Consider the following 25,235-nt stretch of genomic DNA (forward strand, 5'->3'; position numbering starts at 1 on the left):
GCACTTATTCCGGTTCTTTCAATCGCCAGCTGCAAAATATACTGACGAGTGCCGAAATGATGAGCACTGACATGGCCAGTTGATAGTCAATTAAATCAGTAGAAGCGTTGGGAAGATTATGATAGTAGCTCGTTAAATATACCAGGTAACCTGATAATGGCAGCACCAGTGCTCCAATTAAAATCTGACTTAGATTAATAAGGGAAAAGGCCATTCCGCTTATTTCAGACGATACTGTTTTGGCGACATAGCTAAAGGATAGTGTGGTAGAGGAAACAGCAATACCCAAGAAAAAAACAATAATAAATTGCATATAAATGTTTAAAGTCGGTAGAACGAGAAAAAGGGAAAAAAGAATCAGTATTGCTATTGAAGAGACGCGCATTAATACGGTTATTTTTTTTATTAATTGTATCAAGTAACCCAGACCCAAGGCGCCGAGACCATAGCCGGTCAACATAATCGAGTTTCCATAAGTATAAATACCGGATAGTTCCGGATGAGTTGTTTTTAAAACAGGGATAAGCCACAGCCCGGCAAAAACGGTAATGAAATTAAAAGTAAAGCCACAGAAAAATGCGGCTTTCCATATGTTTAAATTTTTAAAAATGACGCTGTAGCCGGCTTTTTTCTTTTGGTCTGGCTTGCTGGATTGCTTTTTGGTCGCGACGGTTTGCGGGAAAGGACGCAAAAATAGAAGTGCTATGATTGCTATGATAAAACTTGCGATACTTAAATTAAAAACAAGACTTTTCCATGAAACGGTTTGCAATAATAATAATAAAGGAGCGCCCGCCAGAATACTGGCGAAGGTGCCTATTGCAATGGTCAGGCCATTGATCAGGGCAAATGTTTCTTTTTTAAAATAGACGCTGGCAATCTTTAATATTGATAGAAAGCCGAAAGCGCCGCCTAAACCCATGAATGCCCTTGCGAAAAACAAGTCGCCCGAGCGGTCGGCATGCCAGCAAATCACAGCGCCCAAAGTTACCGCTAAAGAGGCTGTGGACAGGATAAGTCTGGGGCTGTAGCGATCAATAATCAAACCTGCCGGTATTTGCATTAAAGCATACGTGTAGTAGAACGTGGCTGAAACCAGACTGAGTGTGATGGCGTTAATATCAAACGTTTTGGTAATAAAATCGCTGATGCCGGTTATGGACATACGTAAAAAGTATTGATTGATGTAAAAAGCTATACTGATCCCAAGACTTAAGTACGGCAATATAACAAGATAACGATTCCTGGGTGATTTCATGTCGTAAAATGATCCGGTTGTGACGGATATTGTTTGATGAGAACTTTTTAATCAATCATCCGTGTACGTGGTATTTTATTCTAATGTGATTCCTGACGGGTTTCCAGTATGACATTGGTATCATTGATTGTTTTTGAAAATATGGGCGGTGTGGATTTTCTTTGACAAAATATATTGCTGAGCAAAAACGAGGACACGCCCTAGTTCTACAACAACTAATAGTTTCCTGTAGCCGTCATGAAAGCGAAGCCGAAATGCGGGATAACGTTCGCTTGGGCGCTCACCCGTTCTTCAGAAGTACGAAACCCGCAATACGGCCGCAGGCCTTCTTGCGGGCTCCTGATGATTACAAAATCTTAACCACAGGAATTTTTATAGTTATTAACCAGGCTTTTGGGATTGGATACCGGCAAATCAGTATCGGCACTCCAGAGAATGGCTCCTTTTAATTGTCTGGTTTTTACAAAGCGGCACAACGCCTGGATAACTTCAGGTGACTGGTAGCCTACAAATTGCTTTGCCTCAGGATTATAAAGGTATGCACCGGTAGCGAACGAATCATTGTTGTCATCCATTTCCATGACTTGATACGTTTTGTAATGGAGTGTGTTAATTAAATTATCAACAGACTTATAGGGCAATAACCCATCCTGGTTAGTATACTCCCCGGAAAAATGACTTGGGCCAGACCACGATTGTTCAAAGCCCGGTAATGTCTGGTTGTCTCCGGCTTCGACACCGGCATAGCCGCGCCCATAAGCGGCAATTCCAACCTGTAATTTGTCTTTTGGCATACCATAAGACAATACTTGATCAGTGATGGATTCGGTTGCGTAATTGATGGCAAACTCATCTTTACGCGCTGTTTGCGGTTGTTTGAGATAGGCGTGTACTGCCGTGTAAGGATCATTGCTTTTGGACCAGGGGCCGTGCAAGTCATAAGTCATTAAATTGACGCTATCGGCAAACGGAGCAATTTGTTTGAACCAACCTCCTTCTACGGATTGATTAATCTTGTCCAGATATTCCTTGTTTACAGTTATAGTCACGGATATATAAGCATCGGTTCCTAATTTGGATCGTGTTGCCTTGACTAAATCATACAGTTTTTTGTAGTCAGACAGCGTTCTTTCGTCTGCCGGTAATTGGGCGCCGGTTTGTATATCAATAGGTGGTTCGAAGTCGTAATCAATACCTTTTAAATTTTTAAATGCCATCATCCAGTTATTGAATTGATTTAAAAATTTATCCTGATTGGCAAAGATGGCATCAAAGGTAAACGTGCTGATGCCTTTGTTTTCAACCGTGTTGGCACCGCCTACTGCAATGATCCGCTTGCTTTTGTATTTATCTGAATTGATAAATGCGCCAAAACTGTTTAACTGGCCTACCCCTTTTTGATCACTGTAGTTAAATAACTCTTTTTGTCCGGTATTACCGTTGATTTGCACCGATGAGCAAGCGCCATAGTTCTCGTTGCAAAAATTTAAAAATTGCCCGGTTTCAGGGGGCAGGGGGTTGATCCAGCTTCCTTCTAAAGGAAGCTCTCCCCAAAGATCATCGAAGTGCATCAATCCATTCCATTCCGACGGGATTTGATATTGCGCCTGATTGGGATCGTTGTTATTCCACACCTGTAAAAAGCTCCAGGCGATCACATCGGCCTGGTTAAACTGAGCAACCATTTCGTTGTTGGTCACGTATTGCAATTTGCCATAGGGCAGGCCGTTTTTATAGGCGCCATCGTATTCATACGGTGTTTTGCCATACATAGACCAACTCGTGGTATAAAGGGTTAACGTGGCGGAAGCCGTCACAGGTAAAGCGCAGGCTACCAACATGAATAAACCGTTTTTTTTACTCAATTTCATAATTCACACCTCTATAAACTCAGGGAATTGTTCGGATTGTAGCGTTTTAGTTAAATTAATGGCCACTGTCATTTTTGACAGGGGGGAGCTGGTACCACTTCCATTTAGTTTTAACAGGCGCCTGTCATTCCCGCGCAGGCGGGAATCTATGGCTAAATTGGCTCTGTGCTATATCAGGCATAAATTCCCGCCTGCGCGGGAATGACAAGAAATGGCACACTTTGTGTAATGCTACCTGTCAAAACTAAATAGAAACAGTACTAGATAGTTAACAGGCGTAATTCCAGCGCTTTTGCTAAAGACTGGTACTTATTTTTCGTGCCTAATTTTTTATTCAGTTTTTGAATATGGAAATGAACGGTTCGCTCCGTTAATTCCAGTTGCTGTGCCAATTCTTTTACGGATAATTGTTTATAAAGCAAATACAAACATTGCATTTCCCGTTGGGTTAAACCAAACGTGTTTTCTGAAACAATATTATCAAGTAAATGCGACTGTAAGTAGTGATAATAAATGTGGGCCGTGGCAAATAATTCGTATTGTGTTTGCGCTGTATTTAATCGACAGGATTGTCCGTGCATCTGGACAAGCAATAAAATGGCGAAATCGTTATGAGGTCCGTGAACCGGGATGGATAATCCTTCCTCGACACCAAAAGCATGCGAATCTTCCCGCATTTTTTTCTCGGTGTCGTTTTTTGCCTGGGCAAGTTGTTGTTTCATATTCCAGTAAATGGGTAAATGGTTTTCATAAACAAAGCGAAGCGTGCTATCAATGTCGGCATAATTTTGTTCCAGATAATGCTTGTGCCATGCTTTAAAATTCTCCGAGCAGGTATCGTACTTCAGTTTGTTGGCAGAGTTTGGGTGATAAGCATAATAAGTAAAGGAAAACGTTGTTACATGTCTTTTTGATAAATGATCTTTAAGTGCATTATCGCAATCCGCGAGGTTTGATGCTTTTGAAAGCGCTATTTCAAGGGCCTCTAAAAAATTATTCATAATGTTTCATAACCCAATAAGTCATTACGACTGTGAAACCATTTGCAATCAATATATAAATAAAAAAACCGGAATAAGTTAGTTGTTGCTCAATCACGCCACTGATGCTGCCAAAAAGCACGTAGCTCAATGCCATTATGGAGGTACAAACGCTGTACAATGACATTGGGTATTCACTTTTATTAGAGGTATTGAGTAAATAGCTCATATATCCGCCATTGACCATCCCAGCCAGGAATTGATTAAGGGTTATTGCCAGACAGATAAAGACATAATGGGTTTGTGCCAGCGCGTCATAAAGAAAAAGACCGTGCCCGGCTAATAGCCCGGAAGTAAAAAACATCATACACCGTCGTACGGTATAGCGTTTTAAAAGCAGACCGGAGAGATGAATACCGAGGATCATGAAAAGTCCACCCGCGACACCATACAGCACACCGGTTTGAGCCAGGTTAAGGGCCGGCCCATTCTTGTCCATTAAATAAAGAGGAATGATTTTTTGCATCTGGGCTTCTGAAAAGTTATACAAAAAAATAAACAGCAGCGGCAGAAACACCTTGGGAGTGTTTGCGATTCGCCTGATTATTTCAGAAAATCCGGGTTTGCTCCGTATGGATTGATGCTCAATTTCAGGGATTTTGATACAGTGATAGCTCACTAGAAGACCGCTTATAATAAACAGGGAGAAATAAAACAATTGCCAACTGTTTAAACCAAGACTCGAGGCGAATTTTGCCGTTAATACCAGCAATACACCTTTAATAAATAATTGTCCTGACTGATAAAACAAGGTACGCAGGGCGACATATCGTTTTTGTTCCCGCTCATCCAGTAAAAGTAAATAAATGCCATCCGAAACAATGTCATGGATCGATGAGGTGATTGCTATTAAGGCTAATACAATACTGCTGATTAATATAAAATCAGGGGCGTTGGTGCTTATTGCTAGGGTTAAAAACAGGAGCGAGGAAACGACTTGTGCCGCAACGGTTAATCTTTTCTTCGTGCTTATGGATTCCAGTAGGGGAGCAATAACGGGTTTGAATGCCCACGGAAGTATCATGATGCTTGATAAAAATACGCCATAACGGTTTGATATGCCATATTGTTGATACATTAACGTTGCGATTAGACTGACCACAACATAAGGAACGCTCTGAAAAAAATACAAGCTTGTTATCCAGTGATGCGGATTTTTGGGTGATAAGTCGAGCAAAAGACACCATTATTTATTTTAATGACCATATTGTAATATAAATAATCAAAAATAAAAGATGGTTTCGGTTAAATTTTAATCAAATTGTCATTGTTGCAAATTTCATCAGCGAATTCACACGGATTTGATATTGACATAAGGAGTCTGTGTGATAAACACGGGCGCTGGATTATTCCCGTAGAGTTGTCTCAAAAAAGAACGCATTAGCAACGATGGAATGAAATGGTACCCGGGTCTGGTAAAAGGATGTTGAATTTATGCCATTAGTCTCAAATATTGAACTTGAAGAAAGTCTTGAAAATTTCATTGTTCTCAACCGCCTTATCGCCGATTTGTGCCAAACCACCTCTCCCCTCTTTCTTAAACTCGTTTCCAGTCTGAAGGAAAGTCCTTTTGACTCACTAAAGACTCTAGGTAAAACATTATACCAATGGCGGGATGAAGTGGTTAGAATGTGGCGGTTTACTAAAAACAACGGCATTACCGAAGGCTTTCATCGGAAGATGAAGCTCATTCAACGTCGTGCTTATGGATTTAGAAATTTTGAAAATTATAGGTTAAGGGTTAAAGTTTTGTGTTCTTGATTTGTGCCCCCGGATTTGGGGATGAGCCAAAAATTGGTTATGCTCATGGTGATTCTTTTTAAATCCGCCGGATTCTGTGCACAAAATTTTCCTGGCACCATTTTTTTGTGAAAAAACAGTAGCCCGTAAGGAGGCCTGCGGCCGTATTGCGGGTTTTATGTGACAATATTACATCAGAGTACTGGCCTGTATTTCGGAGTGATTGCTTTTTTTGTGCTTCTTTGAAATGTCGGGCATGGAAGGGGAAGGATAGATTCGTCAGTCACGTTGTTCCTTCCTCACCCCTTCGGGGCGCGCTAAAGCGCGTCCAAAATGCTTCGCCGCGCATTGCGCTCTTCGCTGCGCATTTTGTCGAACCTCATTCGGTTCGAACACTTCCGGGCCAGGTACATCAGTGTACTGGCCTGTATTTCGGAGTGATTGTTTTTTTTGTGCTTCTTTGAAAATGGCGCGCCCGGAAGGATTCGAACCTCCGACCCCCTGGTTCGTAGCCAGATACTCTATCCAACTGAGCTACGGGCGCGTGTACTGGCGGAGAGAGAGGGATTCGAACCCTCGATGGGATTTCTCCCATACTCCCTTAGCAGGGGAGCGCCTTCGACCACTCGGCCATCTCTCCAGTCAATGGAGCGGAAGTATATCAGTTATTTTAATGGCGTCAACAGTGTTTGGGGCTAATAAAAATGATTTCTTTTCAGAACATTTCCAAATACTTGCGAATACTGCTATCTTTTACAAATTAAAATTTGGCGGTATTCAGGTTCTGTTAAATTTTTATCTTATGGTGTCAATCAGCGATCTTTGGACTTCGCGAATGAAAACGTAACGGAACCTGGCGGCATTGACAAAATCAGGAGGAGTAATGAAGCAAAAGTCGAATTTACATGGTCGGGATGTCTATGTGGTGGACGGTAGTCGTACGCCATTTCTCAAGGCAAAAGACGTAGGTCCGTTTACTGGATCCGATTTGGCCGTTGCCGCCGGTGTACCTTTATTGAATCGTCAACCGTTTTCCCCTTCCGAACTGGATGAAGTGATCATTGGTTCGGCGATGCCTGGCCCTGATGAGGCGAATATTGCACGAGTCATATCATTGCGTCTGGGCTGTGGGGAACGTGTTCCTGCATTTACAGTGATGCGTAACTGCGCTTCCGGTATGCAGGCTCTTGATAACGCGGCCATCCAGATTGCAACGGGCCGCAGTGATTTGATTCTGGCCGGTGGTACGGATGCCATGAGTCATGCACCACTCATGTTTAATCAAAAAATGGCGTCCTGGATGGGACGTTGGTTTGCGGCGAAAACGACGAGCCAGCGCCTGGCTTTGGTTACCAAATTCAGACCATCCTTTCTCGCCCCGGTCATTGCCTTGCTGCGAGGATTGACCGATCCTGTCGTTGGGATGAATATGGGTCAAACTGCTGAGAAAATCGCCTATCGCTTTAACCTTACCCGTGAACAAATGGATGCGTTTGCCGCTGAAAGCCATCAACGCCTGGCACATGCCTACGAAGAGAACAGAATGGGCGAGGTGGTACCGATGATTGATTCCAAAGGGCGCGTTTATATCAAAGATGATGGTATTCGTTCGGATTCCACGGTTGAGAAGCTGGCGAAACTAAAGCCTTTTTTTGATAAAAAGTTTGGCATGGTTACCGCGGGTAACAGCTCGCAAATTACAGATGGTGCCTGTCTCTTGCTTTTAGCGAGTGCGGATGCCGTCAAAAAACATCATCTTCCCGTCCTTGGCCGAATTGTAGATTCACAATGGGCGGCGCTTGATCCTTCTCAAATGGGATTGGGGCCGGTACATGCGGCAACGCCAATTTTGCAGCGGCATGAACTTAAGACTGAAGATATGGATTGCTGGGAGATAAATGAAGCATTTGCGGCGCAGGTTCTGGGATGCCTGGCGGCATGGAATGATGAGGAATACTGTAAAACGCAGCTTGGTCTGGAAAAAGCATTTGGCGCTCCTTCCCTGTCACAACTGAACAAGGATGGCGGTGCTATTGCCGCCGGTCATCCTATTGGTGCCAGCGGAGCAAGGATAGTGTTGCATGTATTAAAATCTCTTGAACAAACAAATGGAACCCGGGGAATGGCTGCCATCTGCATAGGAGGTGGTCAGGGTGGAGCGATGTTTCTGGAACGCGTAACAGAGGTGAAAGCATAATGAGCAAATACAAACATTGGCATATTCAAACGGATGTTGAACATATCATCTGGTTAGCTATAGATAGAAAAGATGCGGGTGTGAATGCAATCAATGATGAGGTTCTTGATGAGCTGAACAGTCTGTTGCAGGAAATTTCAAAAAATACGGATGCGAAAGGGCTGGTGATTTATTCCGCCAAAGAAAAGGGATTTATCGCCGGAGCCGATGTCAATGCGTTTTCCAAATTTACCACACCAGAGGAAGCCGTTGATTTTTTACGGAAGGGGCAAGCTGTTTTTTCCCGTCTGGAAGAATTGACTGTTCCAACAGTTGCCATGATTGATGGATTTTGCATGGGTGGTGGACTGGAACTTGCTCTGGCCTGTGATTATCGGATTGTTACGGATGACAAGGATACGCGTCTTGGGTTACCGGAGGTTATGCTGGGTATTCACCCGGGGTGGGGAGGAACGGTTCGTTTACCCGGATTAATTGGTGGATTTAACGCGATAGCCAATGTCATTTTAACAGGCGCTCCCATTTCCGCTTCCAGAGCAAAAAAATTGGGTATTGTGGATGAAGTAGTGCCTCTTCGGCAGCTCAAAAGAGCGGCAATTTATTATATTAATAACAAGCCGGCAAAGCACAAACCCACATTTATGCAATCATTGTCCAATTATACCTGGGCAAGAATGCTCTTGGCTCCCATTATACGTTATAAATTATCCAGGCGTGTCCGAAAAAAACATTATCCCGCACCCTATGCGATCATAGACTTATGGGAAAAAGAAGGGGGTTTTGGTGATCGCGCCTATCTTAAAGAAGCGGATTCCGTAGAGCAACTGGTTTCCAATAGCGATACGGCCCGAAATCTGATCCGGGTATTTTCATTGCGTGAGCGTATGAAAGGATTTGCGAAGGATTCTGATTTTCATGCGGAGCATGTTCATGTTATCGGTGCCGGCGTTATGGGCGGAGATATTGCCGCATGGTGTGCGCTTAGAGGTATAAGAGTCACATTGCAGGACAAATCCTATGAGCAGATTGCACCGGCAATCGGTCGGGCTTATACGCTCTTTAAGAAAAAATTGAAACAAGGACGTCTTGTCCAGGCAGCGATGGACAGATTGATTCCGGATCCGAAAGGGTATGGCATTGCGCGGGCTGATGTGATCATTGAAGCGGTGTTTGAAAATCTTGAGGTTAAACAGGCTATTTTCAAACAAGTGGAGAAGCAAGCTAAAAAGACCGCCGTTATAGCTACGAATACGTCCAGTATACCGTTAGATGAAATTAGTGCGGTGATGGATGATCCTAATCGTTTAATAGGAATTCATTTTTTTAATCCGGTTGCCAAAATGGAGCTGGTCGAAGTGGTCAGTAGTACAAAAACAACCAAAAAGGTTACGCAGCAGGCGTGTTCCTTTGTAAACCAGCTTGGTCGTTTGCCGTTACCTGTTAAATCCAGTCCCGGATTTTTAATCAATCGCGTACTGATGCCTTATCTAATGGAATGTGTGCAATTGATCGAGGAAGGATACAGTGGCGCCACCATTGACAGGGCCGCGGAAGAGTTCGGCATGTTTATGGGGCCTGTTGAATTGGCCGATACGGTGGGAATGGATGTTTGTCTGGCCGTTGCAGAAAATCTGACAGCACATTTCGGCGGCAGTGTTCCGCAAAAATTGCGGGATATGGTTAAAGAAGGTAAATTAGGCCGCAAAACGGGTGAGGGCTTTTACAAATACAAAAATGGCAAGCCAGTAAAACCGAAGGTCACGGATGATAAATCAAGCAAGGATATTGCTAACCGCCTGATTCTGCGCATGGTGAATGAAGCGGCTGTCTGCTTGAGGGAGGGGGTTGTTGCTGACAGCGATCTGTTGGATGGAGGCATGATCTTTGCCACGGGATTCGCGCCTTTCCGAGGCGGCCCAATGAATTATGCCAAACAGTTTGGACATGACAAACTGAACGAGTTATTCGCAAAACTGGAGTCCAAATACGGCGAGCGATTCAAGGCGTGCAGTAATTTGTAAAAGAGTACGCAGAACTTACAGCAGATGATGGTTGTCATCTGCTGTAGAAATAGTCCCGGCAGGCGACCATGTTTCGTTTATTTTATACCCTTATGTTCCTTGTGTTTTGTCTAGCACCTTCATGGGCATCAACGTTTATTTTGCCGGAGGAGGGTGATGTTATTGGCGAGTTGCAATACGCTTATTCCGAGATTGGTGAAACGATTAATGACGTTGGGCTGCGTTATGGTGTGGGGTATGTTGAAATGGTCAGAGCCAATCCACATATTGATGCCAGGCGTTCTTTGTCACCGGGAACCAAAATTGTCATCCCATCCTGCTATCTCCTTCCTTCCGGCCCAAGAGAGGGCTTGGTTATTAATCTTGCGGAATATCGGCTCTATTATTTCCCTCCCGGAGACAATGTAGTCATTACCATGCCGATTGGCATAGGAAAAGCGGGCTGGCATACGCCGGTAGGCAAGACAACGGTTGTTGCCAGGGAGCGGGATCCTGTCTGGAGGCCGACCGCCAATATCAAGGCGGCCGCATCAGAAAAAGGGGTTCTTTTACCCAACCAATTTCCACCGGGGAAACATAACCCGCTTGGCAGACATATTTTGAGATTGGGATGGCCAACTTATCTTATTCATGGCACGAACCGCCGTGATGGTGTTGGAATGAGAGTAAGCGCCGGATGTATAAGATTGATGCCTGAAGACATAGAACAACTTTTTGATCAGGTTGCGGTCGGAACTCCGGTGCGGGTTATCAATGAGCCTGTCAAGATCGGCTGGCAGCATGGCGCGTTATATTTGGAAGTTCATCCGTTATTATTGGAACAAAAAAATACCAGTTTGCATGTGTTGTTTGAGCGACTTGCCGCCGGGATCCGGAGTGGTTACCTTAAAAATAACCGGGCAATAAAAAAAGAGCTGGATTTTCCAACAGGCATTCCAATGAAAATCAATTCCTGAGTTTCGAGCGTTTGCAAAGGTAATACATGCCATGGGTTAATAGTGCCAGCACAACCGCCGCTGCAATATCAACAGGATAATGCCATCCCAATAAGACGCAAGAAGCAATTAATAACAGGTTGACCGGTAACAATAACAGAAACAGGACTTTTAATTTCCGGCATAAATAGAGGCAAAACCATGCCCATATGGCATGAAACGAAGGAAGCGCTATCATGCCCCCCTCAATGGTTGAGGGGGGCTGGTGATTATGTATTTCCATAAATTTAATGCCAGTGGCATGTTGGGCGTCAAAAAATAAAGGGCTTTCTACCATGCTGGCCGGAGCAATCGTCGGAAAAAAATAATAAAAGGAAAAACCAATAACAGCGCTAAACAGTAATAGAAAATAATATTCTCTTATTTCCGACAGGCGAAGCAAAAAAATAAGCAAAATAGGCAAATATCCCATTTGATAGTCAATGCTTTTGTATATGTAAACTAATATTTGTTTAAATAATGGAAATTGTGCCGTCCAGCTTATGATTTTAGCCATATCAATCCCGAACAATGCTTCAAATGCAATAATTTGTTCATCAATGGGAGGAAATGGTGTGTATTGTGCTGCATTTGTCATTGTGGCAATCATTGCCATGACAAGAAAAAAATAAAACAATTCACGGGCGATAAGATAGCAGGCATTATCTTTTTCAAATAATAATGAACAACCAAACAGGACGAGCAGTAAAATTATTCCGGTTAACACGGTACCATCCGGAAAATAATTATTCCCGCTAAATTTAAAAAACAAAAAATTAATTAAAAAGGCGAGAAAAGAAAGAAAAACAGCTGTGAGTGCGGTGAAAATCAAGCATTTGTTTTTATCAAGAGACATTCGGTCGCCGTTATTCCATATCGGGATCAGTTGGTTTTTCCTTCCTTTGAATCGCGTGATATATCTCTTCCCGATGCACCTTGACTGAACGAGGGGCTTTTACTCCAAATTTAATATTGCCGTGCTCCATGGTTTTGAAAGCGACAACCCGGATGGTTTCACCATTCATTATGATGGTCAGGGGTTCCTCAAAAGAGATATTGATGATTTCCATATAAAACCTCATATTTTTAAAAAGTTATATCTTATGAGTTGGTTAATTGCAACAAATTTACAGGGAGATTGTTTCATACAAATCATATGCGGAGTTGTTGGTGATTGCCATAAATAAGGCAATCGGTTACAATCGGGCGTTTTATCAACCTTGCCTTACTTATTTATATAAAGAAGGCTTTTATCCATAAGGAAACAATATGAGACATTATGAAATCGTCTTTCTTGTGCACCCTGATCAAAGTGAACAAGTCCCCGCAATGATTGAGCGATATGAAGGCATTATTACCAAACACGCCGGTGTTATTCACCGCAAGGAAGATTGGGGTCGCCGTCAGCTAGCCTATCCGATCAAAGAAGTACACAAGGCACATTACATTTTGATGAATATTGAATGTAATCAGGAATCACTCGATGAATTAAAAAATGCCTTTAAATTTAATGATGCCATTCTTCGTGAGTTAATTATCAATCGTAAACATGCGATTACCACGGAGTCCATGTTAATGAAAAAAGAAAAAGATAGCAGAGCAGCTTAAGGGGATTATTTATGACAGCTTATTTTCGTAGAAAAAAAATGTGTCGTTTCAGCTCGGAAGATTCTTTTGAGATTGATTATAAAGACATCAATTTACTCAAGAATTACATAACAGAAACGGGTAAAATTGTTCCAAGTCGAATCACTGGCACGCAGACACGTTTTCAGCGTCAGCTCGCCAAGGCAATCAAGCATGCGCGATTCCTGGGACTGTTGCCTTATTGCGACAGCCACAAGTAAAAATGGCACGTTTGGGTGAGCTCATTCAAAAGCAAGGGTATTATTCGTTACAAAATGAGAAATACGCCTGCTTTTTGACGGCAATACTGGCGGTATTTCCACTTACCGCCTGGTTGTCTTTGGCCGTGATGGCATTGATTGTCTTGCGTAAAAGCTGGGCAGCCGGTTTGAAGATCCTGATTACAGGAATGACTGTTTCTATCTGTGTGGCAGAGATAGCGGGAACGATGGATGTTGTTTTATCCGGGATATTACTCACTTATGTGACTTGTTATCTGGCTTCGTTACTGCTAAGGACAACGGCGAGTTGGCAGATAGTCGTTGGCGGTATGGTTATGCTGGCCGCGACAGGCGTTTTGTTGACGCACTGGTTGGCACCGGACTATGTCATAAAACAGTACAACACGTTACAAGCCATGTTGAGTGCGGTTGACAGTAATAATCCTGTGGTAGATATGCTGGCTCACCAAAATGCGGAAAACAAGATTAATCTTGCGAGTTCATTACTCGGCATCAAGGCGGTAAGCCTGATAATATCAGTCTTGTTTTCGCTATTGCTGGCGCGTGCAATACAGGCGTCTCTTTTTAATCCTGGTGGATTCCAGAGAGAAATGCTCGCGTTTCGTGCCAGTAAAATAGCGGTGATAGCTTTGATTGTCTGTGTTTATGGTGTGCATCAGGGTAATGCTATCTTGTTAAGTTGTTTACCGGTTTTTTTCGTGTATTTAATGCTGGCAGGGATAAGTCTGGGGTTGAATCTGTTTGTAAAGAAAAAACGACTGGTTATGATGATGATGCTATTGATGCCTATTATCCTGATGCCCTATGTTGTTTTGCCGGTCTATGTTTTGTTTGGTTCAATTGATAGTTTATTTAATTTAAGATCACGTCTGCCTGTGATGGCAGGTGAAAGTCAGAGTAAGGGGTGAGAAGATGGAAGTAATATTACTGGAAAAAGTTCGTAATCTTGGCAGTCTGGGCGACAAAGTCCACGTAAAAGCAGGATATGGTCGAAATTTTTTGATTCCGCAAAATAAAGCGGTATTCGCTACAGAAAAAAATGTCAAACTTTTTGAGGAACGTCGTGCCGAACTGGAAAAAAAGGCACAGCAAACTTTAGCGCAGGCTGAACAGCGTGCCGCCAAGTTAAATGATGTAACTCTGGTTATTTCAGCGATGGCCAGTGATGAAGGGAAACTTTATGGCTCTGTAGGCGCAAGTGAAATAAAGGACGCACTGCTGAAACGCTCTATTGAGGTAAGTAAGCGGGAAATCGTTCTGCCTGAAGGTCCTATGCACGCCATAGGAAATTATGTGGTTGAAATTCATGTTCACAGTGATGTAATTGCAAATCTGCAGGTTCAGATAGAACAAAGCAAGTAATTTCTCGGTATGCGTATTAAAAAAACCTGCTTTAAGCAGGTTTTTTTTAGATATGTACAAGTCGGATAATGTCGTATGCTGGTTCTTCGTAAGGGTGAACTTCTTGTAGCGTTTTAATAACGTGATGGATTAAGGACTCACAGCAGAGCATTTCGACTTTAAATTCCTCTACGTAGGTTAGTTCGTGCTTTTCGCCAATAGCGGGATTCGCCTCTTCCTGCGGACAAAACTGTCCTAACCCCCTGGTTTGCCAGCATACCTGTTCGTAATAACCCAGCTTGCCCGCGCCGGCCTTGAACAAGGCTTGTTTTACCTGTTCAAGATGACTTTCCGGAACGTAAAAGGATAATTTAAATTCCGGATTCAGTTTTTCCATTTAATATTACATCCCAAGCTTGGTTTTTGCTCTCCATCGACGGCTTTATCAGATAACAGGCAATCCAGAGCATGTCTGATAGATGCGCCGTTAACTTCCATGTCGTTACCAGGGCGAGAATCATCAAACTGGCCTCGGTAGGCAAGAAGAAGTTTGCGATCAAATACATAAAAATCAGGGGTACAGGCTGCCTGATAGGCTTTTGCGACTTCCTGGGTTTCATCAAAAAGATAGGGGAAGGGATACATTTCCGCTATTGCGGTTCGTTTCATGTTCAACGGAGAATCATCAGGGTATTGTTCCGTATTATTTGAATTAATTGCAAAAAAACGAACATCACTGTTCGCGTAATCATTTGCAAGGCGCGTTAACTCTTTATTAATATGTTTCACATAAGGGCAATGATTGCATATAAACATAACAACGGTCACTTTGCTATTGTGTTCATTATTCAGTGAAATGGTTTTCCCGCTGACTGTATCAGGGAGAGAGAAATGAGGTGCCGGGGTTCCCAACGGCAGCATATTTGACGGTGTTTTAGCCATAAAATCTCCAACATCATAATATATATAATTTTGCAACAGCAATCAGGGCAAACAAAGAGTTCATAATAGCCCATAATAACGCAATGGATTGCTTGGCAGAACGATGAAACGCGTAAAAAGCTACCGCGCTACTGCCGCTAAAAAAGACCCATTGATTCTCGTAAGCAAAACCGACTGAAAGCACGGCAATGCCGGCAATACCAATTACAATATAAAAATTATTTAGTTGTCCACTTAAATAATAAAAAATCAGTAATTGCAGACACAGTAATACGGGTAAGGCAAATTGCAAATTTGGTCCAATATGAAGCAAGATGGCTCCGTGCCCCCCCATTAATATAATTTCGAGTGCTATGAAATAAAAAATTTTGAAATAAATTGCGGTTAGTAATAATAGGCCCGATCCGATAACATAATAAATTTGAGGGTATGTTTGCGAGAGGCCTAGTAAGGAAATGACAGCACCAATAATGCCTGTGGCCAGGAATAGTTTGTTATTAGTAACGATGCTCTCTCTACCAGCGCAGGTAGATTCCTTTTGATGCGGCTTCATGAATAACCTGTCGTTGCGATTTATTAATAGAAACCCAGTAATTGCCCATGTTGCTTAAAGCAAACTTGACCCTTGGATATTGACACACATCCAGAACATCACGGCAATCAACTTTGGCAGTATTGTTTTTTTCAATGGAAAAGCACTGGAAATGCAAATTCTCTACATCTGAAGCAAAGCCGGCCCAGTTTTCAGGGTTTAACCGCGCTGTCAGAGTTGGGCTCATAAACACGTCCCTTGTTTCAACCCGTTGTAATTCAATGGTGTGTTTACTGCGATTTTGAACCAGATAAAACGTCTGATTGCCGTTATCATTCAATATGAGAAAGTTCTCACTATATCCAAAACCGGTGACTTCACATCCGTGAGGATAGGGGTCTGCATGCACTGTTGTATAAAAAAATAATGTTGTTAGCAATGCGGCAGTATAATAATGGCGAAAACAGAACATATTAAATCCTCTGATTTATCTAATATGGATATATTAATAAGTCTTGCTAAAAAAGTGAACTGGGCATTTAATGTTTATTCGCCGAAGTACGCAGTATAAGCAATGGTGAAAATGTTCTGTAAATACTTAAACACAAATACATAACCACGTACCCTATCGAAAGCGTGAGATAAATACGATCAATATTCGGGTAATTCCACAAAATCAGTCCGGAACTAATACCGTAAATCAGTGAAAAAATGTGCATCATGACCTTAAGAGCCCTGGATTCCGTCAAATAATCGAGGCGTGACGGATAGACGTATTTAATAGGAACAAAAATCAGCAGGCACAAGACAGACAGAATGATAGCGTTTGTGTACATGGTCGTGTTCAGAATAAACATATAAAACACGGTGATATTCCAGTAACAGGGGAACCCCTTGAAAAAATGATCCGGTGTTTTCGCGTCTGACTGGCAGAACTGATACGATGAAGTGATGGTAATGGCAATAATGATGGGTAGTATGAACCCGGCTGGCAACATGTTTGGCTTTACAAATAAAAAGAAACAGGGAGTAATGACATAATTCAGGTAATCGACAATGTTATCCAGTAATGAGCCATCAATTCCGGGAAGTACGGATTTTACCTTGACAAGCCGCGCCAGAGTCCCATCAATCGCATCTATAACCACAGCAATGGCCATAAACCACAGAGCCTGAACATAATCGTTTTGATAAATTTTTATTAGTGTAAGAAGGCCGAAGCACGCGGCACTGGCTGTAAAAGCATGAACCCCCCAGGCAACCAGATAATGAAAGGGGTGGTAACCTGGCATTCTATTTGTCATCCAATTATCCTGATATGGGTAGTTATGTTTCAAAAAAGCAACAGCGCTTCAATACTTGCAAAATAGTATCAACAATTAGGGCGTGTCATCAATTAGTTTTTTGAATGGGGGGTCGGATGCTCCCGCCTTTTCCCTGATTTTGAGCTGTGGGTATTTTGTTCCAGCCCCAAATCATGCAAACTTATCCGTTTCACCTGTAAAAATATATAATGTATAAAAAGGTTATGCAACGCTTCGGCTTTTTCACCGATGAAAACTCTCCCGCCCTGACTGTGTTATTGCTGGGGTCTCCCGGCAGTGGTAAAACAACTCTTTTAGCAAACGTAACCGATATAAAAACGCTAAAAGCAACGTCTGATGTGGAGGCGCCATTTTATTGCGAGCCATTTGCCATAAAGGAACACGACATAGCGTGGAACGGTACGTCATGCAAAGTGATTGAGCTGGCTCACGTTGAGTATGAATCATTGACAGATTGCGCGAATGAACTGAAGAAAAAATATCCTTTTATAGACATCGTGTACTTGTGTATGGATATAACAAATTTAAGGGATGGCCGTGATAAGCCGCAACTGGTCGTGCTGAACGAGTTAGATCACTGGCTTGAAAAAACGGTCTTTCTATTCACAAAAACGAATAAACTTTTTAATGAGGAAACAGAAAGCTACTCCGCAAAAAGACTGGAAATCAGGGAGAAGGATATCAGGACGTTCCTGACGGACTATCTGGAAGTGGCAAAAGAGTCAGCGGAAAAAATATGTTTTTATCAAGCAGGCGATAGCTTGCTTGAGGCAAAGGATAAAACCTCGCAACACGACATGGGAAATTGGCTTGAAGCCATTCGCCTGGCGACAGCTCGAATCCTGACGGCAAGAAAGGATTTAAAAAATTTTACGGATGCTTTGGAGAGAAAACTCGATAGCAAGGAATTCAATTTATGATATGTGCCTATGCTTCGTGCCGGTTGCAGAGTTAATTTCATGGTCTACACTTTGCACATTGATGATCGGCTCTGTGAACAAAAATTTTCACAGCTGCAAATACGGCTAATTGGCGCCATTATGTCTTTGAATTCGTTAAATAGAGCCAGCTATTCGCCTCATTCAAAGACATAATGGCACTCAATTATCCACATTTTCGCTATGTGAAAAAATTTGTTCACAAAGCCTAGAGAGAGATAAAAGAATGAGTATCCAGACAATCAATCCAGCTACGGGAAAAAATCTTGCCCAGTATGATGAGATGCAGGACGCTGAAATTAATGATTTTGTTAATAAATCGCACGAGGCATTTGTACACTGGAGAGAAAAGTCCTTCTCTCACCGCAGTCAATTAATGACCGGTATGGCTAATTTGCTGAGGCAAAGAAAGCGGGAGCTTGCCGTTTTAATAGCCAGTGAAATGGGTAAACCTGTCACCCAGGGTATTGGAGAAATTGAAAAATGCGCCTGGTTATGTGAGCATTACGCAGAAAATACTGAGAGCTATTTGCAACCGAAACTTGTAAAAACGGAATTAACAAAGTCTATGGTATGCTATCAGCCTCTTGGTGTTATCTTGGCCATCATGCCATGGAATTTCCCTTTCTGGCAGGTTTATCGATGTGCCGTGCCTGCCTTGATGGCGGGCAATGCCATTATTTTAAAACATGCTCCCATTACCACCGGTTGCGGACAGGAAATTTACAAGTTGTTTGCGGATGCGGATTTTCCTGGATTTCTTTTCCAGCATGCCATTGCCGATAATGATGTCGCGGCCGGCCTGATTGCACATAAGCTGATAAGAGGTTTAAGTTTCACCGGTAGTGACAAGGCGGGTCGGATTGTTGCGTCTCGTGCCGCAGAGCATCTGAAGAAAACGGTATTGGAACTTGGCGGCAATGATCCTTATCTGGTACTGGAAGATGCGGATATCGATCTGGCCGCGGAGAGTATTATATCCTCCCGGCTTAATAATTGCGGGCAAGTCTGTATTGCGGCCAAACGAGTAATTGCTCATCAGGCCATATATGATGAACTCCTTGCCAGGCTTCAAAACCTCATGAAACGTTATAAAATGAACTCGCCGCTTGATGAGGATGCCAATTTGGGACCAATGGCCAGAGAGGATTTGCGAAACAATATCCACGAGCAAGTACTTATGAGCATCAGGGAAGGGGCCAAATTGATGGCCGGCGGCGAAATTCCTGATGGGGCGGGGTTTTACTATCCTCCCACGCTGCTTGCGGATGTGAAGCCCGGTATGACTGCTTTTGAAGAGGAGTTATTTGGCCCCGTAGTGGTTATTGTCCGTGCTAAAAGCGAAAAAGAGGCTATCCAGTTAGCAAACGATAGCCGTTTTGGTCTTGCTGGTGCCGTTTTTACCAGAGACATCGAACGCGGCGAGGAAATTGCCAGAAACCAACTGGAAGTCGGAACGTGCTGTATCAACACATTTGTAGCGTCTGATCCGCGTTTGCCCTTTGGTGGAATAAAAAATTCCGGGTATGGGCGTGAATTATCCAGGGAAGGTTTGCTAGAATTTGTCAATATCAAGACAATCGGAATTCGATAAATACCAAATGACTGATAAATTAATTTACATTTCTTCCGTGCGACAGAGAATGGACTGCTATCAAGGGGATAATTTATGGCAATCCTACATAATATCGACCGCTAAGAACGGATTGGGTGAACAGATGGGCAGTGAATGTACTCCCAGGGGCTGGCATCGCATCCATGCGCGTATTGGTCTTGATGCGCCCGTAAACAGTGTTTTTGTCGCCCGAAGGTGGACCGGAGAAATCTATTCACAAGCCCTGGCTGAACAATTTCCGGCCAGAGACTGGATTCTAACGCGTATTTTGCAGTTGGATGGCCTGGAAGCAGGTCGTAATCAGGGAGGCCAGGTTGATAGTTTACAACGATATATATACATACATGGCACCCCTGATACTACTTCAATGGGGGTAGTGGGTTCTCGTGGATGTATTCGAATGCGCAATCATGACATGATAGAGTTAGCGGCATGGTCGGAGGTGGAAACTCGAGTTTTTATCGAGTAAAAGCAAAAAAGAATTACTCTGCCACCGGTTTGAGATAAAATATTACATCGTAAGCGGTGTAAGTTCATTTATAGAAGTATATAATTCGCTCCAGCTAATTTTCGTGCCTAATAGAGGTGAGTGCATGTCCTACAAATTCGAAGAAGGTAAAGATTTAATCATTAAAGCTATTGTTGATAAATTAAACCAAAAAATGAACGAGGAACAAGCGGTTCTTTGTTCGGAATTTGTACGGCAATTTTATAGTACCGTTGCGCTGGATGACTTAAACGAATGGAATATTGAAGATCTTTATGGTGCTGCCGTTAATTTCTGGTCACTGATTCAGCATCGGGCCCCGGATGAAACCAAAATCCGGATTTATAATCCGGATTTTGAAAGGCATGGCTGGCAGACGACTCACACGGTTGTTGAAGTCCTTACCAATGATATGGCTTTCCTGGTTGACTCATTGCGGATGGTCATTAACCGGATGGGGTTGGAATCACACCTTGTTATACATATGGGAGGGCTGACCCTTAAACGTGATTCCAAACATCAGGTCGTGGAGGTTTTGCCAAGAAACTCCACAGTGGAGCCCGATCCTTCACAAGGCATTACGGTAGAGGCTCCTGTATTTATCGAAATTAACAGACAAACCGATCCCACCATACTTGAAGAATTACATCGCCACTTTGATCGGGTGCTTGAGGACAATCGTGCCGTGGTAGAGGATTGGCATGCCATGCGTGAAAAAGTACGTGAGGCTATTGAAGAGCTGGAAGGTGCGCCAACGGTACTTGATCCGGCTGAAGCGGAAGAAACCAAGGCCTTTCTTCACTGGATTGAAGATCATCATTTTACCTTTCTTGGCATCCGGGATTATGAACTGGTTCACAAAGGGCAGGAAACCATCTTGCAGCCTTTGCCGGAAACAGGGCTTGGTGTACTTCGTCCGAGTCTGAGCAAATCAAGTGCGCGAAGTATTTCTGCCATGACACCCGAAGCGCGGGAATTGACCCTGTCAACGCGTGCCCTGGTTATGTTTAAGACCAATACGGAAGCGACGGTACACAGACAAGCCTATACCGATTACATCGGTGTTAAACGATTTAATAAAAAGGGACAGGTGATTGGCGAGCGGAGAATCATAGGCCTTTATACCTCCGCTGCTTATAATACCAATCCCAAGCACATTCCGTTTTTGCGTCATAAAGTAGCATTGGTCATGCAGCACTCGTCTCTCGTTCCTCGCAGCCATGCCGGTAAGGTTTTGCTTAATATTCTGGAAACCCTGCCTCGTGATGATTTAATTCAGGCATCGGAAGATGAACTTCTTGAAATCGCCATGGGTATTTATTACATGCAGGAGCGTCGAAGAATCCGCATGTTCGCCCGGGTCGATGTATACCGGCGTTTTGTGTCATGCCTGGTTTATGTTCCCAAAGAACGGTTTAATACCGAGCTAAGACAAGCCATGCAAAAAATTCTGGCGGAAAATTTTAACGCACTTGAAATTACTTTTTCCACACTGTTTACCGAGTCGGTTCTTGCCCGTATCCACTTTATAATCAGAACCAGTCCGCAGGATGAAACCCAATGGGACTTTAAGGAAATTGAACAGAAACTGATCGAAATAGGACGTTCCTGGACAGATGATTTACAACATTATCTGGTGGAATCATTCGGTGAAGAGCAGGCTAATCGTTTGTATGCCCGCTATAAAAGCGCTTTTCCTATTGCCTATTGTGATAATTTTTCTCCCCGTACAGCCGTTTATGATATCCGTCATGTGGAGGCGTTGTCGGAAGAAAATCCTCTGGTTATGAATTTTTATCGCCCGATGGATGAACAGGTCGATAGTTTTCGGCTGAAAATTTACCAGCATAATACGACCATCCCCCTGTCTGATGTATTACCTATTGTTGAGCGGTTGGGCATGCGCGCGATTAGTGAAAGGCCTTATGTTCTAAAGTTTGATGATGGCAAAATTACCTGGATTAATGATTTCGCCTTGCAATATACCCGAGGTGCTTACTTTGATATTGATGAGATCAAGGATTTGTTTCAGAACGCGTTTGCCAGCGTCTGGTTCGGTGAAGCTGAAAATGACGGTTTTAACCAACTGGTTTTAGGCGCGGGTTTAAATTGGCGGCAGGTGGCAGTTTTACGTGCGTATGCGAAATATTTTAAACAAACCGGGTTTACTTTCAGTCAGGAATATATTGAAACGGCATTAAATAACAATGCCAGCATCGCCCGGAAGCTGGTGGATTTGTTTGAAATTCGTTTTAATCCAAAATTAAATGGACAAAGAGAAGACAATTTTATTGATCAGGTTAATCTTCTTTATGATTCACTGGATGAAGTGGCTAATCTTGACGAGGATAAAATCATCCGGCAGTACGTCCATGCCATATCCGCGTCTTTACGAACCAACTATTATCAAGTGGATAACAAGGGAAATCCCAAACGATACATTTCAATTAAATTGAACAGCAAGGTCATTCCCGCTGTACCCAAACCCTATCCCATGTTTGAAATTTACGTGTACTCGCCCCGGTTTGAAGGCGTGCATTTGCGCTGTGGAAAAGTAGCTCGTGGTGGTTTGCGCTGGTCTGATCGAAAAGAGGATTTCAGAACGGAAATACTGGGTTTGATGAAAGCACAGCAGGTTAAAAATTCCGTCATTGTACCCAGTGGCGCGAAAGGTGGCTTTGTTCCAAAGCATATCCCAGCCAATGGCACGAGAGAAGAGATTCAGGCGGAAGGTATTGCCTGCTATCAGGAATTTATACGAGGTTTGCTGGATATTACGGATAATTATCAGAATAACGTCATCGGAAAACCGGCAAATGTTATTTGTTATGATGAGGACGATCCCTATCTTGTTGTTGCGGCAGACAAAGGAACCGCGTCATTTTCAGATATCGCCAACGCCATTTCCCTGGAATACGATTTCTGGCTGGGAGACGCATTCGCTTCCGGTGGCTCGGTGGGTTATGATCATAAAAAAATGGGTATTACCGCCCGCGGTGCCTGGGAGTCCGTGAAGCGTCATTTTTATGAAATGGACATTGATATAAATACAACCGATTTTACTGTGGTTGGTATTGGAGATATGGCGGGAGACGTCTTTGGTAATGGAATGCTTCTTTCAGGACATATCAAATTACTGGGTGCGTTCAACCATCAGCATATATTCATTGATCCGGATCCGGATCCCGAAACCAGTTTCAAGGAGCGTGAGCGTCTGTTTCATCTCCCACGATCAAGCTGGAGTGATTACGACAAAAAATTAATTTCCAAAGGCGGTGGAGTATTTAATCGATCAGCCAAGTACATTAACGTTACCAAGGAAATGAAACAGGTATTCGGAATTAAGCAGGCCCAGATTGAGCCGAATGAATTAATACGAGTGATTCTGCGGGCTAAAGTGGATTTATTGTGGAGTGCCGGTATCGGTACGTTTGTGAAAGCCCAGACGGAAACGCATGCCGACGTAGGCGACAGAACGAACGATGCCACAAGAATCAATGCCAAACAATTGAATTGCAAGGTTGTCGGTGAGGGGGGTAACCTTGGCTTAACGCAGTTGGCCCGGATTGAATACGCCTTGCAGGGTGGATTAATTTACACCGATTTTATTGACAATTCCGGCGGCGTGAATTGCTCTGATAAAGAAGTAAATATCAAGATATTATTAAATGGTATTGTCTCTGCGGGTGATCTGACCGTAAAACAGCGTAATGAGCTGTTAGGGGAGATGACCGATGAAGTCGCGGCCTTGGTTTTACGAGACAATTTTTCCCAACCTCGCGCGATAAGCTATACGGCGGCGCAGGCACTGCGCTCCGTTCAATTGCATATACGTTATCTGAACGAGTTGGAACGATCCGGCAAGATTGATAGAAGTCTTGAATTTTTACCGGATGAGAAATTGTTGATTGAGCGTAAGTCAACGGGTAAAGGCCTGGGACAACCAGCCATTGCCGTCTTGCTTTGCTACAGTAAAACGATTCTTAAGGAACAAATTCTTGCAACGAATGTCCCTGAAGACGCGTATTTAAAAACTTTTTTAATTGGTTATTTTCCAAAGCCATTGCAGGATCGCTTCAGTAAGCAAATGCAGAATCATCCTCTCAGACGCGAGATTATTGCGACCAGATTGAGCAATATTATTATGAATGAGATGGGTTTTACGTTTATCTTCCGCATGCAAGATGAAACCGGCGCTCCCGTATCAGCGATTGTACGGGCTTATATGATTGCGAGAACGGTACTTGGTATTGATGCCATATGGAAAAAAATCAGCGGACTGGAAGCGCTTATAAACTCGGAAAAACAAACGGAAATTGTGATGATGTACGTCCGATTGTTACGGAGGGTATCACGCTGGTTTTTAAGAAGTCAGCGCATGCACCTCGATATCAGTAAGGCCGTGAAGCTTTACGCGCCTGGTGTATTTGAAATGAAACAAGCCATACCTTCCATTTTTAACGAGGGTAACCGTACGCAATATGAAGAGCAATTAGCGCATTATATTGAGTTGGGCATTGATAATGAGTTTGCACATGAATTGACCGTCACGCGCAATTTATTTTCGGCTATGGATATTATTGAAGTGGCACAAAAACTTGAAATCAGCGTCACAAAAGCGGCTGAAATATACTTTAATATCGGAGAGTTTCTGGATTTATCCTGGATTCGCGCCCAGGTTATCGTACATCCTACGGAAAATACCTGGGAATCCTTGTCAAGAGAGGCGTTAAGGGATGATCTGGATTGGCAACAACGGCAATTAACGGCTGGTATTATAAGTCTGGACGGGAAGAAAGATTCCATGAAATCCTTTAACGATTGGGCTGAAAACCATACCGCGCTTATTGAGCGATGGCGTCATATCCTGGAGGAATTGCGATCCAGTGCGTCATTAAACTACACCATGTTTTTTGTCGCGATCAGGGAGCTGCTGGATTTAACGCAGACCACGGTACAAATGTCTGAAAAGAAAAAGGTTGTTGTAGCTTGATGTACGAAAACACAGGGAGGGTATCAGAGAAAATGAAAAAAAAGTTGAAAGCTATTCGGCGGGATCCAAGTTTCTTCATTGGATCATTGCATT

General features: G+C 43.1%; 22 protein-coding genes, 2 tRNA genes and 1 pseudogene. 12 read left to right on the plus strand and 13 right to left on the minus strand.

Features of this window, described 5'->3' with window-relative positions:
* Positions 1-4 precede the first annotated feature (4 nt).
* The 4 genes from CKW05_RS06880 to CKW05_RS06895 all read right to left on the minus strand — a co-directional run bounded on the left by CKW05_RS06880 (position 5) and on the right by CKW05_RS06895 (position 5,301).
* On the minus strand, positions 5-1,258 hold the full coding sequence (locus CKW05_RS06880; RefSeq protein ID WP_058483366.1) for an MFS transporter: 1,254 nt from the start codon (positions 1,256-1,258) through the stop codon (positions 5-7).
* A gap of 356 nt (positions 1,259-1,614) precedes the next feature.
* Positions 1,615-3,129, minus strand: coding sequence for a glycosyl hydrolase family 18 protein (locus CKW05_RS06885; protein ID WP_058483367.1), 1,515 nt, complete (start codon positions 3,127-3,129; stop codon positions 1,615-1,617).
* 260 nt (positions 3,130-3,389) lie between these two features.
* The gene (locus tag CKW05_RS06890; protein ID WP_058483368.1) at positions 3,390-4,130 is read right to left on the minus strand and encodes a LuxR family transcriptional regulator; all 741 of its coding nucleotides are present in this window, start codon (positions 4,128-4,130) and stop codon (positions 3,390-3,392) included.
* Entirely contained in the window at positions 4,123-5,301 is a 1,179-nt protein-coding gene (locus CKW05_RS06895) for an MFS transporter (protein WP_058483369.1), read from the minus strand. Before CKW05_RS06895 ends, CKW05_RS06890 begins: the two co-directional genes overlap by 8 nt.
* A gap of 389 nt (positions 5,302-5,690) precedes the next feature.
* On the opposite strand from CKW05_RS06895, the pseudogene CKW05_RS06900 reads away from it, so the two are divergent.
* Positions 5,691-5,930: pseudogene (locus tag CKW05_RS06900) on the plus strand (transposase); the annotation flags it as partial.
* A gap of 446 nt (positions 5,931-6,376) precedes the next feature.
* On the opposite strand, the gene CKW05_RS06905 reads toward CKW05_RS06900, so the two are convergent.
* A tRNA-Arg gene (locus tag CKW05_RS06905) sits at positions 6,377-6,453 on the minus strand.
* Between the two features lie 6 nt (positions 6,454-6,459).
* Positions 6,460-6,549: transfer RNA gene (locus CKW05_RS06910), tRNA-Ser, on the minus strand.
* Positions 6,550-6,792: 243 nt separating this feature from the next.
* Between CKW05_RS06910 and CKW05_RS06915 the strand changes: the two genes are divergently transcribed.
* The 3 genes from CKW05_RS06915 (at position 6,793) to CKW05_RS06925 (ending at position 11,083) form a co-directional block, all read left to right on the plus strand.
* Positions 6,793-8,106: an acetyl-CoA C-acetyltransferase gene (locus CKW05_RS06915; protein WP_058483371.1), complete on the plus strand. Its 1,314-nt coding sequence runs from the start codon at positions 6,793-6,795 to the stop codon at positions 8,104-8,106.
* Positions 8,106-10,127, plus strand: coding sequence for a 3-hydroxyacyl-CoA dehydrogenase NAD-binding domain-containing protein (locus CKW05_RS06920; RefSeq protein ID WP_058483372.1), 2,022 nt, complete (start codon positions 8,106-8,108; stop codon positions 10,125-10,127). Before CKW05_RS06915 ends, CKW05_RS06920 begins: the two co-directional genes overlap by 1 nt.
* A 68-nt stretch (positions 10,128-10,195) precedes the next feature.
* Positions 10,196-11,083, plus strand: coding sequence for a L,D-transpeptidase family protein (locus CKW05_RS06925; RefSeq protein ID WP_058483373.1), 888 nt, complete (start codon positions 10,196-10,198; stop codon positions 11,081-11,083).
* On the opposite strand, the gene CKW05_RS06930 is transcribed toward CKW05_RS06925, so the two are convergent.
* Positions 11,073-11,957 (minus strand): phosphatase PAP2 family protein, encoded by an 885-nt coding sequence (locus CKW05_RS06930; RefSeq protein WP_058483374.1) that lies wholly within the window; start codon positions 11,955-11,957, stop codon positions 11,073-11,075. The genes CKW05_RS06925 and CKW05_RS06930 overlap by 11 nt on opposite strands.
* Positions 11,958-11,967: 10 nt before the next feature.
* Positions 11,968-12,171 (minus strand): carbon storage regulator, encoded by a 204-nt coding sequence (locus CKW05_RS06935; protein ID WP_058483375.1) that lies wholly within the window; start codon positions 12,169-12,171, stop codon positions 11,968-11,970.
* Positions 12,172-12,370: 199 nt separating this feature from the next.
* On the opposite strand from CKW05_RS06935, the gene rpsF reads away from it, so the two are divergent.
* Genes rpsF through rplI form a run of 4 tightly spaced genes read left to right on the plus strand, consistent with a single transcriptional unit; the run spans position 12,371 to position 14,331 of the window.
* Positions 12,371-12,709: a 30S ribosomal protein S6 gene (gene rpsF / locus CKW05_RS06940; protein WP_058483376.1), complete on the plus strand. Its 339-nt coding sequence runs from the start codon at positions 12,371-12,373 to the stop codon at positions 12,707-12,709.
* An 11-nt stretch (positions 12,710-12,720) separates the two neighbouring features.
* Positions 12,721-12,948, plus strand: a complete 228-nt coding sequence (rpsR, locus tag CKW05_RS06945; protein WP_058483377.1) for a 30S ribosomal protein S18 — start codon at positions 12,721-12,723, stop codon at positions 12,946-12,948.
* Between the two features lie 2 nt (positions 12,949-12,950).
* Entirely contained in the window at positions 12,951-13,877 is a 927-nt protein-coding gene (locus tag CKW05_RS06950; RefSeq protein ID WP_058483378.1) for a hypothetical protein, read from the plus strand.
* A 4-nt stretch (positions 13,878-13,881) separates the two neighbouring features.
* Positions 13,882-14,331, plus strand: a complete 450-nt coding sequence (gene rplI / locus CKW05_RS06955) for a 50S ribosomal protein L9 (RefSeq protein ID WP_058483379.1) — start codon at positions 13,882-13,884, stop codon at positions 14,329-14,331.
* A 46-nt stretch (positions 14,332-14,377) separates the two neighbouring features.
* On the opposite strand, the gene CKW05_RS06960 is transcribed toward rplI, so the two are convergent.
* From CKW05_RS06960 to pcsA, 5 genes are all read right to left on the minus strand, one after another.
* The gene (locus tag CKW05_RS06960; RefSeq protein WP_058483380.1) at positions 14,378-14,707 is read right to left on the minus strand and encodes a hypothetical protein; all 330 of its coding nucleotides are present in this window, start codon (positions 14,705-14,707) and stop codon (positions 14,378-14,380) included.
* Positions 14,695-15,252 carry a thioredoxin family protein gene (locus CKW05_RS06965; protein ID WP_058483565.1) on the minus strand — a complete coding sequence of 186 codons (558 nt, stop codon included), beginning with the start codon at positions 15,250-15,252 and terminating at the stop codon, positions 14,695-14,697. Before CKW05_RS06965 ends, CKW05_RS06960 begins: the two co-directional genes overlap by 13 nt.
* Positions 15,253-15,265: 13 nt before the next feature.
* On the minus strand, positions 15,266-15,565 hold the full coding sequence (locus CKW05_RS06970; RefSeq protein ID WP_231950716.1) for a hypothetical protein: 300 nt from the start codon (positions 15,563-15,565) through the stop codon (positions 15,266-15,268).
* A gap of 202 nt (positions 15,566-15,767) precedes the next feature.
* On the minus strand, positions 15,768-16,256 hold the full coding sequence (locus CKW05_RS06975; protein ID WP_058483381.1) for a hypothetical protein: 489 nt from the start codon (positions 16,254-16,256) through the stop codon (positions 15,768-15,770).
* Between the two features lie 67 nt (positions 16,257-16,323).
* Entirely contained in the window at positions 16,324-17,088 is a 765-nt protein-coding gene (pcsA, locus tag CKW05_RS06980; RefSeq protein WP_058483382.1) for a phosphatidylcholine synthase, read from the minus strand.
* 209 nt (positions 17,089-17,297) lie between these two features.
* Here pcsA and CKW05_RS06985 point away from each other — a divergent pair, with 209 nt between their 5' ends.
* The 4 genes from CKW05_RS06985 (at position 17,298) to CKW05_RS07000 (ending at position 25,142) form a co-directional block, all read left to right on the plus strand.
* Positions 17,298-18,029: a GTPase domain-containing protein gene (locus CKW05_RS06985; protein ID WP_058483383.1), complete on the plus strand. Its 732-nt coding sequence runs from the start codon at positions 17,298-17,300 to the stop codon at positions 18,027-18,029.
* Between the two features lie 244 nt (positions 18,030-18,273).
* Positions 18,274-19,641 (plus strand): NAD-dependent succinate-semialdehyde dehydrogenase, encoded by a 1,368-nt coding sequence (locus CKW05_RS06990; RefSeq protein ID WP_058483384.1) that lies wholly within the window; start codon positions 18,274-18,276, stop codon positions 19,639-19,641.
* Positions 19,642-19,648: 7 nt separating this feature from the next.
* Positions 19,649-20,131 (plus strand): L,D-transpeptidase, encoded by a 483-nt coding sequence (locus tag CKW05_RS06995; protein ID WP_082642764.1) that lies wholly within the window; start codon positions 19,649-19,651, stop codon positions 20,129-20,131.
* 124 nt (positions 20,132-20,255) lie between these two features.
* The gene (locus CKW05_RS07000) at positions 20,256-25,142 is read left to right on the plus strand and encodes an NAD-glutamate dehydrogenase (RefSeq protein ID WP_058483386.1); all 4,887 of its coding nucleotides are present in this window, start codon (positions 20,256-20,258) and stop codon (positions 25,140-25,142) included.
* Positions 25,143-25,235 lie beyond the last annotated feature (93 nt).

The organism is Legionella spiritensis (assembly GCF_900186965.1).
Taxonomy (GTDB): Bacteria; Pseudomonadota; Gammaproteobacteria; order Legionellales; family Legionellaceae; genus Legionella_C; species Legionella_C spiritensis.

What these genes read in the sequence shown, in the direction of transcription:
- CKW05_RS06915 (WP_058483371.1), top strand. Translation starts at nt 6,793, where the DNA reads ATGAAGCAAAAGTCGAATTTACATGGTCGGGATGTCTATGTGGTGGAC.
- rplI (WP_058483379.1), top strand. Translation starts at nt 13,882, where the DNA reads ATGGAAGTAATATTACTGGAAAAAGTTCGTAATCTTGGCAGTCTGGGC.
- CKW05_RS06975 (WP_058483381.1), bottom strand. Translation starts at nt 16,256, where the DNA reads ATGTTCTGTTTTCGCCATTATTATACTGCCGCATTGCTAACAACATTA.
- CKW05_RS07000 (WP_058483386.1), top strand. Translation starts at nt 20,256, where the DNA reads ATGTCCTACAAATTCGAAGAAGGTAAAGATTTAATCATTAAAGCTATT.
- CKW05_RS06885 (WP_058483367.1), bottom strand. Translation starts at nt 3,129, where the DNA reads ATGAAATTGAGTAAAAAAAACGGTTTATTCATGTTGGTAGCCTGCGCT.
- CKW05_RS06935 (WP_058483375.1), bottom strand. Translation starts at nt 12,171, where the DNA reads ATGGAAATCATCAATATCTCTTTTGAGGAACCCCTGACCATCATAATG.
- CKW05_RS06890 (WP_058483368.1), bottom strand. Translation starts at nt 4,130, where the DNA reads ATGAATAATTTTTTAGAGGCCCTTGAAATAGCGCTTTCAAAAGCATCA.
- CKW05_RS06960 (WP_058483380.1), bottom strand. Translation starts at nt 14,707, where the DNA reads ATGGAAAAACTGAATCCGGAATTTAAATTATCCTTTTACGTTCCGGAA.
- CKW05_RS06965 (WP_058483565.1), bottom strand. Translation starts at nt 15,252, where the DNA reads ATGGCTAAAACACCGTCAAATATGCTGCCGTTGGGAACCCCGGCACCT.
- CKW05_RS06920 (WP_058483372.1), top strand. Translation starts at nt 8,106, where the DNA reads ATGAGCAAATACAAACATTGGCATATTCAAACGGATGTTGAACATATC.
- CKW05_RS06925 (WP_058483373.1), top strand. Translation starts at nt 10,196, where the DNA reads ATGTTTCGTTTATTTTATACCCTTATGTTCCTTGTGTTTTGTCTAGCA.
- CKW05_RS06995 (WP_082642764.1), top strand. Translation starts at nt 19,649, where the DNA reads ATGACTGATAAATTAATTTACATTTCTTCCGTGCGACAGAGAATGGAC.
- CKW05_RS06990 (WP_058483384.1), top strand. Translation starts at nt 18,274, where the DNA reads ATGAGTATCCAGACAATCAATCCAGCTACGGGAAAAAATCTTGCCCAG.
- CKW05_RS06930 (WP_058483374.1), bottom strand. Translation starts at nt 11,957, where the DNA reads ATGTCTCTTGATAAAAACAAATGCTTGATTTTCACCGCACTCACAGCT.
- rpsR (WP_058483377.1), top strand. Translation starts at nt 12,721, where the DNA reads ATGACAGCTTATTTTCGTAGAAAAAAAATGTGTCGTTTCAGCTCGGAA.
- CKW05_RS06985 (WP_058483383.1), top strand. Translation starts at nt 17,298, where the DNA reads ATGTATAAAAAGGTTATGCAACGCTTCGGCTTTTTCACCGATGAAAAC.
- pcsA (WP_058483382.1), bottom strand. Translation starts at nt 17,088, where the DNA reads ATGACAAATAGAATGCCAGGTTACCACCCCTTTCATTATCTGGTTGCC.
- CKW05_RS06880 (WP_058483366.1), bottom strand. Translation starts at nt 1,258, where the DNA reads ATGAAATCACCCAGGAATCGTTATCTTGTTATATTGCCGTACTTAAGT.
- rpsF (WP_058483376.1), top strand. Translation starts at nt 12,371, where the DNA reads ATGAGACATTATGAAATCGTCTTTCTTGTGCACCCTGATCAAAGTGAA.
- CKW05_RS06950 (WP_058483378.1), top strand. Translation starts at nt 12,951, where the DNA reads ATGGCACGTTTGGGTGAGCTCATTCAAAAGCAAGGGTATTATTCGTTA.